This window comes from Micromonospora sp. NBC_01638, assembly GCF_045209745.1.
In the GTDB taxonomy this organism is placed as follows: Bacteria; Actinomycetota; Actinomycetes; order Mycobacteriales; family Micromonosporaceae; genus Micromonospora.
On the sequence record NZ_CP109273.1, the window covers coordinates 6,273,385 to 6,287,925 of the forward strand.

Annotated in this window: 12 protein-coding genes; 4 read left to right on the top strand and 8 right to left on the bottom strand. The window is 72.8% G+C overall.

Annotation, left to right across the window (positions count from 1 at the left end):
* Window positions 1-5: 5 nt before the first annotated feature.
* Window positions 6-401 (top strand): DUF4190 domain-containing protein, encoded by a 396-nt coding sequence (locus OG811_RS29315; protein ID WP_406070361.1) that lies wholly within the window; start codon window positions 6-8, stop codon window positions 399-401.
* Between the two features lie 239 nt (window positions 402-640).
* Here the strand turns inward: OG811_RS29315 and OG811_RS29320 are convergent, their stop codons facing one another.
* Window positions 641-1,321 carry a DUF998 domain-containing protein gene (locus OG811_RS29320; RefSeq protein ID WP_406070362.1) on the bottom strand — a complete coding sequence of 227 codons (681 nt, stop codon included), beginning with the start codon at window positions 1,319-1,321 and terminating at the stop codon, window positions 641-643.
* Window positions 1,322-1,580: 259 nt separating this feature from the next.
* Between OG811_RS29320 and OG811_RS29325 the strand changes: the two genes are divergently transcribed.
* The 3 genes from OG811_RS29325 to OG811_RS29335 all read left to right on the top strand — a co-directional run bounded on the left by OG811_RS29325 (window position 1,581) and on the right by OG811_RS29335 (window position 5,604).
* Window positions 1,581-3,461 (top strand): Xaa-Pro dipeptidyl-peptidase, encoded by a 1,881-nt coding sequence (locus OG811_RS29325; protein ID WP_406070364.1) that lies wholly within the window; start codon window positions 1,581-1,583, stop codon window positions 3,459-3,461.
* A gap of 217 nt (window positions 3,462-3,678) precedes the next feature.
* The gene (locus tag OG811_RS29330; protein ID WP_406070366.1) at window positions 3,679-4,110 is read left to right on the top strand and encodes a hypothetical protein; all 432 of its coding nucleotides are present in this window, start codon (window positions 3,679-3,681) and stop codon (window positions 4,108-4,110) included.
* Between the two features lie 834 nt (window positions 4,111-4,944).
* Entirely contained in the window at window positions 4,945-5,604 is a 660-nt protein-coding gene (locus OG811_RS29335; RefSeq protein ID WP_406070367.1) for a C39 family peptidase, read from the top strand.
* Window positions 5,605-5,747: 143 nt separating this feature from the next.
* On the opposite strand, the gene OG811_RS29340 is transcribed toward OG811_RS29335, so the two are convergent.
* From OG811_RS29340 to OG811_RS29370, 7 genes are read right to left on the bottom strand one after another with little or no spacing between them, the layout of a single operon-like run.
* Window positions 5,748-6,569, bottom strand: coding sequence for an HpcH/HpaI aldolase/citrate lyase family protein (locus OG811_RS29340; RefSeq protein ID WP_406070368.1), 822 nt, complete (start codon window positions 6,567-6,569; stop codon window positions 5,748-5,750).
* Window positions 6,569-7,756: a CaiB/BaiF CoA transferase family protein gene (locus OG811_RS29345; RefSeq protein WP_406070370.1), complete on the bottom strand. Its 1,188-nt coding sequence runs from the start codon at window positions 7,754-7,756 to the stop codon at window positions 6,569-6,571. Before OG811_RS29345 ends, OG811_RS29340 begins: the two co-directional genes overlap by 1 nt.
* Window positions 7,753-9,732, bottom strand: coding sequence for an SUMF1/EgtB/PvdO family nonheme iron enzyme (locus OG811_RS29350; protein WP_406070372.1), 1,980 nt, complete (start codon window positions 9,730-9,732; stop codon window positions 7,753-7,755). Before OG811_RS29350 ends, OG811_RS29345 begins: the two co-directional genes overlap by 4 nt.
* Window positions 9,729-10,667, bottom strand: a complete 939-nt coding sequence (locus tag OG811_RS29355) for a ribokinase (protein ID WP_406070374.1) — start codon at window positions 10,665-10,667, stop codon at window positions 9,729-9,731. The genes OG811_RS29350 and OG811_RS29355 overlap by 4 nt, the downstream gene beginning before the upstream one ends.
* Window positions 10,668-10,698: 31 nt before the next feature.
* The gene (locus OG811_RS29360) at window positions 10,699-12,051 is read right to left on the bottom strand and encodes an ADP-ribosylglycohydrolase family protein (RefSeq protein ID WP_406070375.1); all 1,353 of its coding nucleotides are present in this window, start codon (window positions 12,049-12,051) and stop codon (window positions 10,699-10,701) included.
* Complete coding sequence (locus OG811_RS29365) at window positions 12,048-13,232, bottom strand: ADP-ribosylglycohydrolase family protein (protein ID WP_406070376.1); 1,185 nt, start codon at window positions 13,230-13,232, stop codon at window positions 12,048-12,050. The genes OG811_RS29360 and OG811_RS29365 overlap by 4 nt, the downstream gene beginning before the upstream one ends.
* 2 nt (window positions 13,233-13,234) lie before the next feature.
* Window positions 13,235-14,524 carry an ABC transporter substrate-binding protein gene (locus OG811_RS29370; RefSeq protein WP_406070378.1) on the bottom strand — a complete coding sequence of 430 codons (1,290 nt, stop codon included), beginning with the start codon at window positions 14,522-14,524 and terminating at the stop codon, window positions 13,235-13,237.
* Between the last annotated feature and the right edge of the window lie 17 nt (window positions 14,525-14,541).

Consider the following 14,541-nt stretch of genomic DNA (forward strand, 5'->3'; position numbering starts at 1 on the left):
CCGCTGTGTCATACCAGCCTGGATACGACCCGACCCGCCCGCAGCCACCGATCTCGGCCGTTCCCGCCAGCCCTCATCCGGTCCACTACCACCCGCTGCTGTCCCAGGTCGTCGTGCAGGCCCCGCCCTCGTCCGGCACCGCCACCGCGTCGATGGTCCTCGGCGTCCTCGGCGTCCTCGGTGGCTGGTGCCTGTTCGGGCTGCCCTGCATCCTCGCGGTCATCCTCGGCCACGTTGGCCTCTACGAGACTCGAAACGGCATGAAGTCCGGGCGGGGCATGGCCGTGACGGGTCTGATCCTTGGCTACGTCTTCGTCGGTCCGATGATCGCGCTCACGGTCCTGGTCTTCTTCGGCGGTGTGATCGGCGCGGCAACTCCGACGCCGACGTCAGCCCCGTGAGTACACGGCGGCCGCCCGTCACTGTGGCGACCCGACCCGCTCGCACCACGTGCTCGATCTGTTCAGCCACTCGCGTCTGGACACGCGCGAAGTTCGGGACCAAGCAGGGAATCATCGTTCTCGGTCGAGTGGCACCGTTCGGTATCGGCGCTGTGATTGGTGGTGGCGCCAACGCTGCCCTCGCCACTCTGGCTGTGCGGGCCGGTCGTCGCGCATTTGGCCCACCCCCGCCGTCGTGGTCATAGCTGACGCGAGGCCACCTCCTCGCGCGCTCGCCAGGAGAGGGCAACGAGCCAACCCGAGATGATCACCGCTCCGACAGCGAAGCGGAAGCTCGCGCTCTCGTCGCTCCACGGCAGCGCGGTGAGCACGAACGCCACGACGCCGCTGGCGGCACTGTAAACCGCCCAGCCCCGTCGCCCCTGCCCGGCGAACCGCCGGGCGAGCAGCAGACCGGCCGCGATCAGCGACAGGAACGCCGCCGCGCCGCAGACCGTGTGCAGGATGCTGCCCGTGCTGGCCTGCTCGGGAAGCCCCGCCGGGGCTCCCGGTGGCCAGCCGAGCGCGGGATCGGGGACAAACACCCCGCCGCCGACCATCGCGACCCCGTACAGGCCGACCAGCAGCGTCCCCACCGTGGCGGCCCGGCCTGGTCGAAGCGCACGCCGCAGGCCCATCGCGAACGCGACGGCCAGCAGGCCGGTGCCCACGAACGCGATGAACTGCAGCCAACCGAGGTCACCGAGGGTGAGCGAGCTCAGCGCGTGCCGGCGCAGGTCGAACCCGGGTCGGGTGAAGGCTTGCCCGAATGAGAGGGCCGGGAAGAGGATGCCGGCGACCGTGCCGCAACCGAGGAGGTACCGGGTTCGGCGGCGCCGGGCGGAGACCGCCCTGTCGGGGGCAGTGGTCAAGGACGTCATGAGCGCACCTCTCGTCTCGGCGTCACGTGCTGCCGTCACGACGAACGAGGCCCCGCCGGATCGACACCTCCGGCGAAAGAAGTATCGGGCACCAGGTCCGCGGCGAGACGGGCTTCCCGGCGGCGCGTCTTATGTGGATGAATGCGCCTTCGAAGGAATCGACGGGACGGCGGGCCCGGACCTAGCATGGGCACGAATGGATCTTCGGGATCCACCCCCGGCCGACCCCGGCAACCAGTCCGACCGAAGGGAAACGCGCGTGCGTCGAACCCCCTTGGCACTACTTGGCGTCGCTGTGTCCGGCGCACTACTGCTGAGCGCAGCTCCGGCGGCAACGGCCGCCCCGCCTGCGGCGACCCCACCGACCGGCATCGTGGTCAGCGACGGCATGACCCAGCCGGTGTTCTCGCTCGCCGACGCGATCGAGGAGCGGGTGTTCGTCCAGACGCCCCTGGACACCGATCACGACGGCCGGCTCGACCGGGTGGCGATCGACATTTCCCGGCCCCGGGAGACCGCCACGCAGGGCTTCAAGGTGCCGGTCATCTTCGAGCACAGCCCGTACCGCAAGGGCACCTGGGGCGACGTGCCGTACCCGAGCGTGCTGGTCGACGACCTGCCGCAGAACGGCTCGACGAACCGTTCCGGGCTGCGGGCGCCCGACGTGGAGGCGCAGCGGGCGAAGGCGAAGGCCAACCTGCCCGGCTCGCTGGACGACTACTACGTGCCACGCGGGTACGCAGTGGTCCTTGGTCAGAGCGTCGGCACCGGCGACTCGGACGGCTGCCCGACCAGCGGCGACCAGGCCGAGACGCTCGGCACCAAGGCGGTCATCGACTGGCTGAACGGCCGGGCGAAGGGGTACGACGCGAACGGCGCCCCGGTCACCGCCGGCTGGACCACCGGCGCGGTCGGCATGACCGGCGTCTCCTACAACGGGACGCTGCCCAACCAGGTGGCCACCACCGGCGTCAAGGGACTCAAGACCATCGTGCCGGTCTCCGCGATCAGCAGCTGGTACGACTACTACCGGGCCAACGGTCTGGTCGTCGCACCCGGGACGTTCCAGGGCGAGGACACCGACATCCTGGCTCAGTACACCGCTGGGCAGGCGCGGGCCGAGGGGCCCTGCGCCGACGAGCTCACGACGATCACCGAGAAGCAGGACCGGGTCACCGGCGACTACTCGGACTTCTGGCGGGATCGCGACTACCTCGACGCCCGCAACGTCAAGGCGAGCGTCTTCGTCGTGCACGGCCTCAACGACTGGAACGTGAAGACCGATCACTTCGCCGGCTGGTGGGACCAGCTCGCCAAGCGCGACGTACCGCGCAAGATCTGGCTGCACCAGGGTGCGCATGGCGGCCCGGGCAGCAGCGCCTCGGTGACCCTGCCCAGCGGGCAGACCTGGACGTACAAGCAGACCGAGAACCGCTGGTTCGACTTCTGGCTGTGGAACGTGCGCAACGGCATCATGGACGAGCCGACGGCGGTGCTGCAGCGCGAGGACCGCGCCTACACCACGTACGCCAACTGGCCCGACCCGGCCGCGCATGAGGTCGGGCTGCGGTTCGCCGCCACCGACGCCACCGCCCCGGGCGCGCTCACCACGGGCAAGCCCCCGAAGGGCAAGGTCGAGCAGAGCTTCGTCGACGAGGGCCGGACCATCCACCCGGACACCCTGGTCGCCAACCCGGACACGGCGAGCCCGAACCGACTTGCCTACCGCTCCCCCGCGCTGACCCAGAGCGTCCGCATCTCCGGACGTCCAGAGATGCGGCTGCGGATGGCGATCGACAACAAACCGGACGCGAACCTCACCGCGTACCTCGTCGACTACGGCCCGGCCGGGTCGACTGCCGCGCCGACGGTGGTGACCCGGGGTTGGATGGACCCGCAGAACCGCAAGAGCGCCGCGCGCACCGAGCCGGTCAAACAGGGCAAGCTGTACGACTACCGGTGGACCCTGGAGCCGAAGGACTACATCTTCCCGGCGGGCCACCGCATCGGTGTGGTCGTCTTCTCCAGCGATCAGGAGTACACCCTGCTGCCGCTGGGTGGCACCGAACTGCGGGTCGCACCGAACGACAGTGAGCTGCGGCTGCCGGTGGTCGGGGGTCGGTCCGTGCTCGGGTTCTGACACAAGTCCTGAACAGGTGGGGCAGTCCGACGCGTCGGGCTGCCCCACCTGCGCGTTCCGACCGCACTGACCCGTCCGGGCTGCTGGACGCGGCCCTTCCGTCCCGCGTTTGGCGGCCGGAGGCGCGGGAAGACCTCGCCGATCGGGCCCAGGCGACCCGCCACGTCCGTCGTCCGGCAGCGCTGGCGATGCCGGCGAGACCCGAGGAGGAGCGAGGATGAGCCCACGCAGGATAACCGTCCCGGCACGCAGATCGCCCGGGCCCACCAAGGCCACCGGGGCGACGAAGATGCCGCCGAGCCGGAAGGTGGCGGCCAAGAAGGTCGCCGCTGCCACGAAGCGGGCCACCGGCGCGAGCGCAGCCAAGACGCCCGGCGAGAAGCCCACGCCGACCACGCCCCGCGTCGCCCGGAAGAAGGACGTTTCCGCCACCACGGCCTCGCCCAGCCGCAGGCCGACGGCGAAGGCGGCCGCCGCCAAGAACGCACCACCAAAGAAGGCACCCACGGCGAGGGCCCCGGCGAAGAAGGCACCGGCGAAGAAGGCCGCGCCGACCCGGGCCCGCACCACGTCCGCCACCACGGCGCCGGCCAAGAAGGCGACCACCATGGAGTCGTTCGGCAACCGGCGTACGGCGCGGAAGACCTGAACTTCGACGCCTACCCGATGTGTCGCACCAGCTCGCTGACCGTCGGGGAGGCGTCGCCGCAGGCGTGCACCACCCTCACCCCGCCGTCACACACGCGCACCCCCTCACGGGCGCGGCCGCGTCACGCCCAGCAGCCCGCGTCACGCCCGCCGGCCCCGTCACGCCCACCGGCCCCCGTTACGCCCGCGACGTCACGTCACCGGTCACCCAGACCTCGCGGGCAAGCGAGCCCGGCTGGGAGACCGACAGTCCGGGTGTCGACGGCGGCGGGATACCCGCACGGTTGAGCGTGATGCCTCAGAGTCATATTGATGCCTCAGAGTCATCACGCTCAACGCCAACCCCGCCCGCCCGCCGGCCGGCGCGCGGCTAGGGCCTCCTAGATCTGCGCACTTTCCCTGAAGGTGTGGCCTCGGCGCGTCGGCAGGCAGCAGTTTCCCTGGAAAGTGCGCGGCTGGATGCCGGTCGACGTGGGCGGGTGGGTGGGCGTGGTGTCCGGTTCGGGATGCGGAGCGGGCGGAACCGGGGTTGTCTGCCCGCGACGGGCCGGGGGCTTCGTCCCGTTTGGGATGGGCCGTCCCGTGGTCGGGGCCACCCTCAGGGTGGAATCGTGGGCCGGCCCGGGTCGTTATACCTGGCATGCCGCCGTAGCCCCCGGGCTTTGGTGTGCGGCGCCCCAGCCGGGAACACCCGCCGGGCCGCCACGGTTACATCCCCCTGAGACACCCGACGCCGGCCCCCGAGCCGCCGGGCAGATCCCCTTGAACTTCTTCGCACGGTCGCATCCCCGTCGAGTGCCGTGCGGACACCCCCGATGCAGAGGAGCACGCCATCATGCGTACCGATCTGATCCGTAAGACCGCTCTGACCGCTGCTGGGCTCGCCTTCACCGGCGGCGCCATCGCCGGCCCCGTCACCGCCGCCTACGCCGCGTCCGACGCCAAGCCCGCCACCCAGACCCAGACCGACCGCAAGCCCGCCGGTGAGCGTCAGCTGGGTGTGCGCTACGAGGCGCAGCCGAACTTCTACTACTGCGGCCCCGCCGCCGCCCGTAACGCCCTGAGCGTGCAGGGCAAGGACATCAGCATCGACGCCATGGCCAAGGAAATGGGCACCACCGAGGCCGGCACCGACTCCATCAACGACATCACCCCGGTCCTGAACAAGGAAACCGGTAAGAACGACGCCTACCGCAGCGTCGAGATCAGCACCCCCGCCGCTGATACCAAGCAGACCGACACCCTGCGCGCCGACATCGTCAAGACCGTCGACGACGGCCGCGCCATGGTCGCCAACATCGCCGGCACCAGCGTCGACACCAACGGCGACGTGCACTCCTTCGAAGGCGGGCACTACATCAGCGTCGTCGGCTACCGCGATGGCGGCAACGTGGTGAAGATCGCCGACTCCGCCGACCCCAACACCGCCTCCTACGAGATCACCACCGAGCGCCTCGCCGACTGGATCGCCACCCGCGGCTACGCCACCAGCTGACCCACCGCGCCACGCACCACACGAGCACCACACCACGAAGGGCCGGACCCCACCAGGGGCCCGGCCCTTCGTCGTCGGCGACCACCGCGTTGGCCGCGGCCGTGGTCCCGGGGCGGCAACGCCGAGCCCGCCGACAGCGACGCTCAGGCGGTGTAGCGGGCGGCCAGGTCCACGGTGCGTCGGGCCGCCGCGACCATCGCCCGGTCGGCGAACCGGCCGTCCGGCAGCACCACCGTCCCCGAGTCCCGTCGGTGCGCCTCGGCCACCGCGGCCAGCAGCTCCGCGGCGCGGGCCACCTCCCGATCGGCCGGCCGGAACGCCTCGACGATCACCGGCAGTTGGCGCGGGTGGATCGCCGCGCGGCCGAGGAAGCCGAGCCGCCGACCCACCGCGCAGGAGGCGGCCAGACCGGCGACGTCGGCGACGTCCGCGTACACCGACATCGCCGGCGGGACCAGACCGGCGGCGCGGGCCGCCACCACCACCCGACCTCGCGCCCAGAGCAACCCGTCGTCGTCGCTCACCCCGAGGTCCGAGCGGAGGTCGGCCTCGCCGAGCCCGATCGAGGCCACCGCGGGGTGGGCGGACGCGATCGGGTACGCCGCCTCCAGCCCGAGCGCCGACTCGACCAGCGGGTGCAGCGGCACGTCGACCCGGTCGGCGAGCGCCGCCACCGTCGCGGCCGACTCCACCTTCGGCAGCCGCAGCCCGGCCAGCCCGGGCCGACCGGACACCGCGGCCAGGTCGGCGTCGACGTCCGGCCCGGTCAGCTCGTTGACCCGGACCTGCACCGGCACCGGCTGCACCTCGGCGAGGAACTCGGCGACAGCGTCCCGGGCGTACGTCTTACGCCCGGCGACGACGGCGTCCTCAAGGTCGAGGATGACCGCGTCAGCACCCGAGGCGACCGCCTTGGCGAACCGGTCCGGGCGGTCGCCGGGCACGTAGAGCCAGCTGAGCAGCATCAGAGCACGCCCCGCTCGCGCAGCGCGGCCAGTTCGTCGGCGCTCAGGCCGAGCGCGCCGAACACCGCGTCGGTGTCCTGGCCGTGCCGCCGGCCGGCGTGCCGGATCTCCCCCGGCGTGTCGGTGAGCCGGAACGGCACGTTCTGCATCCGCACCTCGCCCAACTCCTCGTCCGGGACGCTGTGCACGGTGCCCAGCGCGGCGTACTGCGGGTCGGCGAGGATGTCCCGCACGTCGTAGACCGGCGCGACCGCCGCCTGCGCCGCCTCGAACGCGGCGACCACCTCGTCCCGGTCCCGCTTCGCCACCCAGGCGCTCACCGCGGCGTCCAACTCGTCGGCGTGCGCCGCTCGGCCACTGCCGGTGGCGAACCACGGCTCGTCGATCAGCTCGGGTCGGCCGACCAGCCGCAGCACCCGCTCCGCGATGCTCTGTGCGCTGGTGGAGACCGCCACCCAGCGCCCGTCCGCGCACCGATAGGTGTTGCGCGGGGCGTTGTTGTTGGACCGGTTGCCCAGCCGGGGCTGGATGTAGCCGAGCTGGTCGTACCAGGTGATCTGTGGACCGAGCATCGCCATGATCGGCTCGATGATGGCGAGATCCACCACCTGCCCGACACCGGTGGCGTCCCGGGCCCGCAGGGCCAGCATCACCGCGTACGCGGCGGCGAGCGCGCTCACCGAATCGGCCAGCCCGAACGGGGGCAGGGTGGGTGGGCCGTCCGGCTCCCCGGTGGCTGCGGCGAAGCCGCTCATCGCCTCGGCGAGGGTGCCGAAGCCGGGCCGGCGGGCGTACGGGCCGACCTGCCCGAAACCGCTGATCCGGGTAATGACCAGCCGGGGGTTGACCGCGTGCAACTCGGCCGGGCCGAGCCCCCACCGCTCCAGCGTGCCCGGGCGGAAGTTCTCCACCAGCACGTCGGCGTCGGCGAGCAGCCGGCGCAGCAGCGCGGCGCCGTCCGGATCGGACAGGTTGAGGGTGACGGTCCGCTTGTTGCGGCCGAGCACCTTCCACCAGAGCCCGACGCCGTCGCGGGCCGGGCCGTGCCCCCGCGACGGGTCCGGCTTGGCGGGGTGCTCCACCTTGACCACGTCGGCGCCGAAGTCGCCGAGGAACGCCGCGGCGAGCGGCCCGGCGAAGAGGGTGGCCAGGTCGACGACCTTGATCCCGTCCAGGGGCGCGGTCACCGGGTCACCTCCACCGTCTCGGGCGCCACAGCAGGGTCGGGCACCAGGTCCGCGGCGCAGCGGAAGCCGACCTGCTCGGAGCGGGTGAGCCCGGCGCCGGTCAGCAGCAGCTTCACCGAGACGTTTGCGGGCTGCGGGCCGCCGTCGAGGTACCAGTCGGAGCCGTCCGCCCGGTGCCCGGCGCCGCCCTTGAGGATGGCGAACCGGGTACGCCCGTCGGAGTGCTCGCTCTCGGTCAGGTTCCACACCAGCGGTTCCCGGCGGACGAGCAGTCCCGCCTCGGCGGCCACCTGCCACTCGTCCTCGGTGGGCAGCCGCAGCCCGGCCCACGCCGCGTACGCCCTGGCGTCGGCCAACTCCACCCCGGTCACCGCGGCGTCGGCCGGTCCGCGCCCCGCGGTGAACCGCTCGGGACGCACCGGCCGGTAGTCGGTGGCGCGCAGGAACTCGGCGTACTCGCCGTGGGTGACCTCGTAGGTGGCGATGGCGAACCGTTCGAGCCGGACGCTGCGGCGCAGCGTGCCGGTGTGGTGCAGCCGGGGCGGCAGTGGCTTCCACTCGTCGACGTAGGGCGCCTCGCCGTACAGCCCGGTCTCCCGCACCCGGTGCCGGACCACCAGCTCCCGGCGGCCGGCCTCGACGGCGGTCATGCCTCCCGGCACCTGCGGCCGGGGTGCCCACGGAGTCCGGACGCGCACCGCGGCGCGGGCCGGGAAGGACGGGTCACCGGTGGGCGGCTCGTGCCGGTGCGCGGCGGCGCCGGTCACCACCACGGCGGCGATGGAGCCGGCCGGCAGCGGCCCGCCCACCGCCAGCCGACCGTCGGTGGTCTCGGTGACGCTCAGCTCGGCGCCGGTGACCAGGTCGACGAAGCGTCGGCCGGCCCGGGCCTCGGTGACCAGCCACGGTCCGTCGTGGTCCGCGCCCCGGTTCACCACCGTCCACAGTGGTTCGTCGTCGTGCGTCCAGCGGGACGCGTACACCTGGCCCGCGCCGGGGTGGTCGGCGAGCGGGACCCAGTCCTCGGCGCGCAACCACGCCGCGTGGCTGGCCTGCACCCGGCGCATCGCCCGCAGCACCGCCCGGTCCCGGTCGTTCCAGCCGACCCAGACGCCGAAGACGCTCTCCCACACCAGCACCCCCACGCCGTTGAGCCAGGCGGAGTGCAACTCGTCGAGGTGGTCGCGGTGCCAGCGGCGGGTGTGGTGCAGCACGTGCCGCCGCTCGAACCACTTCGCCCGCAGCACGCCGGGCACCTCGGAGTCAGCGAACCACTGCGCCCAGGACATCGCGTGGTCGGCGATCCGGGCCAGCGGGACCCGGCTCTCGCCTTCGAGGACCATGCCGGGGCGGACGGCGTCCAGCGCGGCCCGCAGCTCTCCGGCGCCCTCCTTGAGGGTGTCCAGGAAGACTCCGTCGACGCCGAGCTTGCCGGCCAGCGCCGCGACCTCCTCGGCGTCGCTGCCCGGCTCGCGGCGGGTGCCGGTGTCCCACGGGTTGTAGTCGATGAAGACCCGCACCCCACGCTCCTGAAACGCCCGCACCACCTCGGGCAGTTCCGGCACGTCCCGGTACCAGTCGAACTGGTTACGGTCGTCCAGGCCGACCACCGGGTACGCGTGCCAGAGCACCACCCCGTCGAAGCCCCCGAAGTCCCGTCCGGCCGCGTCGAGGAACTCGGCGACGGTGAAGACACCGCGCTCGTGGTCATAGAGCGCCTCGTCCCAGAGCCAGGCCAGGCAGACGCTGAAGCAGTCGCCGGCGATCTCGTCGTAGTGCGCGCCGGTGTAGCCGATCCGGGCCCTGGCATCGGCCCGCCAGCGGGTGAGTTGCTCCCGCCAGGCCGGCCAGTCGGCCGGGTCGTCCGGTGTGGCGAAGATCTTCGCCTCGTCCAGCGTGGTCAGGTCGGCGTGCCCGCCGAGTGGCACCTCCGTCGGCCGGTCGATCGGGCGCGGGACGTACGGGCTGAAGCTCACGGGGTACCTCGGTAGGTCGCGTCGTAGAGGGCGTCGATGGCGGACCGCTCGGGCAGGGAGGTGGACGCGCCGGGACGCTGAGCGCAGGCCGCACCGGCAGCGCACGCCCAGCGCAGGCTCGCCGTGACGGTGTCTTCGGTGCTGGCGCCGCCGCGCTCGGCCCAGCCCACGGCGAGCGCGCCGGTGAAGGCGTCACCCGCCGCGGTGGTGTCCACCGCGTCGATGCGCGGGGCCGGGACCGTCAGGCGCAGACCGCGCCGGTCGGCGTACGCGGCACCGCGCGCGCCGCGGGTCAGCACCACCCGGGGCACCAGCTCCACCAGGGCGTCGAGCAGCACCGGCGGGTCGTCGGAGAAGACCCCGGCCACGACCGCCGCCTCGTGTTCGTTGACCACCAGCACGTCGACCAGGTCGAGCAGCTCTGTCGGCAGCACGGCGGCCGGCGCGGCGTTCAACACGACGGTGGTGCCCTCCGCCCGGCCCCAGTCGGCCGCCCGGACCACGGCGGCCAGCGGCACCTCCAGTTGGAGCAGCAGCACGTCCGCCGCGGCGATCGTCGCCCGGTCGTCGGCGTCCAGCTCGGTCAACGTGCCGTTGGCGCCGGGTGCGACCACGATGAAGTTCTCCGCGTCCCGGTCGACGGCGATCAGTGCGATGCCAGAGGGACCGGCGACGGTCCGCAGGCCGCGAACGTCGACCCCCGCGCCGACCAGGCTCGTCCGCATCTGCGTACCGAACTCGTCGTCGCCGACCGCGCCCACGAAGTCGCAGGCGGCACCGGCCCGTGCGGCCGCGATCGCCTGGTTGGCGCCCTTGCCGCCGGGCACGGTCCGGAAGTTCTCGCCCAGCACCGTCTCGCCGGGGCGGGGCAGCCGCGATGCCGTCACCACCAGGTCCAGGTTGCTGCTGCCCACCACCGCCACGCGCGCGCTCATGCCGCGCTCCTTTCCGTACACCGGTGCTGGTTCACGAACCGCTCCCCGGCTGGGCCAGGGCCCGGGTCCGCTCGGCCAGCTCGTCGAAGCCGATCCCGTCGAAGCCGGCGATGCTGCTGGCCAGGCGGTTATGCAGCGGGGCGACCCACCGCGTCGGCAGCCCGGACGCCCCGGTGAGCGCACCGGTGACCGCGCCCACCGTCGCGCCGGTCGAGTCGGTGTCCCAGCCGCCGCTGACCACCGCGGTGATGGACCGCTCCAGGTCGCCGCGGCCGTACGCCAGCGCGGCGGCCACCAGCGCGGCGTTGTTGCGCACATGCACCCAGTGCAGGTGGCCGTGCCGGACGTACAGCTCGTCGACCACGCGTTCCCAGTCGTCGGTCCCCGCACCGAGTGCGCGGGCCTCGCGGACCGTAGCCGTGAACCGACTGCGCGGCGGCAGCACCGCCTCGCCGGCGTCCAGCACCTCGTCCACGCTCCCGGCGACCGGCGCGGCGGCGGCCAGGGCGGCGGCCCAGATCGCGCCGTGCACCCCGCCCCGGACGTGGCTGACGGTGGCGTCCCGCCAGGCCAGCTCAGCGGCCCGGTCCGGCCGGCCGGGGTTGACCCAGCCGTACAGATCGGTGCGGATCTGCGCGCCGATCCACTCCCGGAACGGGTTGTGCCGACGGGCGCTCTGCGGTGGAGCGAACCCGAGCAACAGATTCCGGTACGCCACCCGCTCGGCGGTGAAGACCCGCCCGCCGGGCAGCCAGTCCAGCCACGCCTGCGCCACGTCGGCGCTGGTGAAGTCGCGACCGTGCGTCTCCAGCACCCGCAGGGCCAGCAGCGCGTAGTTCAGGTCGTCGTCCTCGGGCATGCCGTCGATGTTCTCGGCGAGGCTGGTCGGCGCGCTGCGCCGGTTCCACGGCCAGCGGTCGGCGACCTCGGCCGGCAGCCCCTTCGCGGTGAACCAGTCACGCAGCGGCCACCGGTCGGTCGCGGTGAGGATCTCCCGGATCCCCTCCCGGGGGATCTTCTCCACCGGCTTGCCGAGCAGGCAGCCGGCCGCCCGGCCGAGCCACGCGCCGTGCAGCCGGTCGTGCGTCACGTCGGTCGGCAGCGACCAGGTCGCCGGCCAATCGGCCCGGAGCGCGTTCAGGTCGTCCGGCTCGTCGTCGGCGGCCACCGCGGGCAGCGCGTCGGCGGCGTCCAACAGCTCCGCCGCGAGCGCCCGCAGCGCCGGCGACGCCGGGGTCGACGACGCCCCACTGACCGGCGGGGCCAGGTCCCCGCCGGCCGCCGACCACCGCCGGGCGAGGGCCGCGACGTCGCGGCCCTCGTCGCGGCTGGACGCCAACTCGTGCGGCAGCAGGTCCTCCGGTTGAACCCAGGTGATCCTCACCGGGTCGACACCCCGTCCGATGCGTCCGCCACGGCCCGGCCTCCGCCACCGGCCAGCCCGGCGAAGCGCTCCGCCCGCCGGGCGAACCGGGCCTGGTCCCGCTCGAAGACCTCGCTGGCCACGGCCGCGAGGACCCGGGCCGGCTCCACCAGGTCGGTCTTGGAGGCGGTGGCGACCACCTCGGACCACTGCGCCGGCACCGCCGCGGCACCGCCGAGCGCCCCGGCGATGGCAGCGGCCATGGTGGCGGTGGAGTCGGCGTCCCGGCCGTAGTTGACCGCGCCGAGCACCGCCGGGCGGAACTCACCGCCGGCCACCACGAGCATGCCGATGGCCACCGGCAGCTCCTCGATGGCGTGCAGCCGGCTGGGCCGCCGCGCGCCGAGCCCGGGGCTCCGGTACTCCTCCCCCACCGTGTCGTAGGGGGCGACCGCGGCGCGCAGCGCCGGAATCGCCTGCTTCCAGTCGTGGTGGCTCCGGGCCTCCTTGACCACCGCGTCGATGGCCGCCCGGGTGCCGTCCCGGGCCAGGCCCAGCGCCGCCGTGACGACGTCCTCGACGCCCGCGCCGGGGGTCGCCGCCGCGGCGACCGCGGCCGCGAAGACGGCAGCGGCCTCCCGCCCGTAGCTGTGCTGGTGCGCCCCGGCGATCTCCACCGCCTCGGCGTACGCCCCGGCCGGATCGCCCGCGTTGACGATGCCGACCGGGGCCATGTACATGGCCGCACCACAGTTGACGATGTTGCCGACCCCGGCCTCACGCGGGTCCGCGTGAGCGTGGTGCAGGCGGGTGACCAGCCACCGCTCGGCGGCCGCGAGCCGGTGGAAGGTCACCCCGTCCCGCTCCAGGTCGGGGATGTAGACCACCCGCTCGATCAGATCGGGGACCAGCAGTTCCACCACGTCGTACGCGTCGAGGTGGTCCCGTTTGGCCGCGTAGGCGCGGACCAGGGCGTGGGTCATCAACGTGTCGTCGGTGATGTGCCCGTCGCCCTTGTGGTACGGCGCGAGCGGTCGCGCGGTGGCCCAGTCGGCGTGGTACGGGGGCACGATGCCCTCGACCCAGCCGCCGAACCGCGCGCGGATCTGCTCCGGCAGTGCCGTCTCGGTGGCGCCGCCCAGGGCGTCTCCGACCGCGGCGCCGACCAGGCAGCCGACCGATGTGTCGAGCAAGAGTGACATGTCTACCTCAGAACCTGCTTGCCACCGTCGACCAGCTGCGTACCGAGCTGATCGAGGGTGATCTTGTTGGCGAAGTACTGCTGGAGAGCCGGGGTGGCGTACTTGGTCTTCCACTCCGGGTAGCCGTCGGCCTGCTGGAACGGGGCGACGGTCAGGTCCGCGGCGCTGTCCGCGGCGACGTCCCAGCCCTGCTTGCCGGCGGTGAGCTTGACCAGGTCCTCGTTGGCCTGCTTGCCGGTCGGAACCAGCCAGTCACCCTTGGCCAGCGCGGCCATGTTGGTCGGGTTCAGGAAGTACTCGAGGAACTGCGCGGCCTGCTTCTTGTTCTTGGAGTCCTCGGAGACCGACAGCGTCTGCGGGTTGGCCGCCTGCTTGGTGGAGAGCCCCTTGACCGGCGGCAGGGTGACCCACTCGAAGCCGGCCGGCGCCTGCTCGACCATCTGCTGACGCAGCGACACCGAGCCGGGCAGCATGGCGTACTTGCCGCCGAAGAAGCCGGGCAGGGTGTCGGCGCCGCTCATGCCGAGCGCCTCCGGGGACGCGGACTTCGCGGTGTAGATCATGTCGTGGATCCGCTTCGGGATCTCCTTCTCCGCGTCACCGACCCGGACCTCGGTGCGCCCGCCCTCGGTGTAGAAGAACTTCCCGTCGTAGTTGAGCGCCAGGTTGAGCACCCGGTTGGTCGGCGACTTCAACGCCCACGCCACGCCGTACTGGCCGGGCTTGGTGAGCTTCTGCGCGTTGCCCTGGAACTCGTCCCAGGTCCAGCCGCCGTCGGCCGGCGGCACCGCCACGCCAGCGGCGTCGAGCAGCTTCTTGTTGGCGATGACGACCTGCGACTCCAACAGGAACGGCACGCCGGCGACCTTGCCGTCGACGGTGGCCGTGTCCCAGATGGCCTGATCGATCTGGCCCTTCAGGTCGCCGGAGACCAGCCCGGAGAGGTCGGCCAGGTAGCCCTGCTTGCTGAACTCGCCGATCGCGGACGCCTCGTAGTGCACGATGTCCGGTGCGTCGCCGCCCTCGAAGGAGGTCAGCAACTGATCGTGCACCGAGTTCCAGTCACCCTGGACGTACTCGACCTGGATGTCGGGGTGCTCGGTGTTCCACTTGGCGACGAGGTCCTTGTTGACCTGCAGCGACTCCTTCTGCCAGGCGAGGCTGAGGAAGCGCAGTTTGACCGGGCCGGACGTGGCCTCGTCGCCGCCGTCACTGCACGCGGCGAGCGCGCCGAGGCCGACGACCGCGACCGCGGTGGCCGCGGCCAGTCGACGAAATCGGGTAGGGAGCATGGGGGGTACCTCCTTGG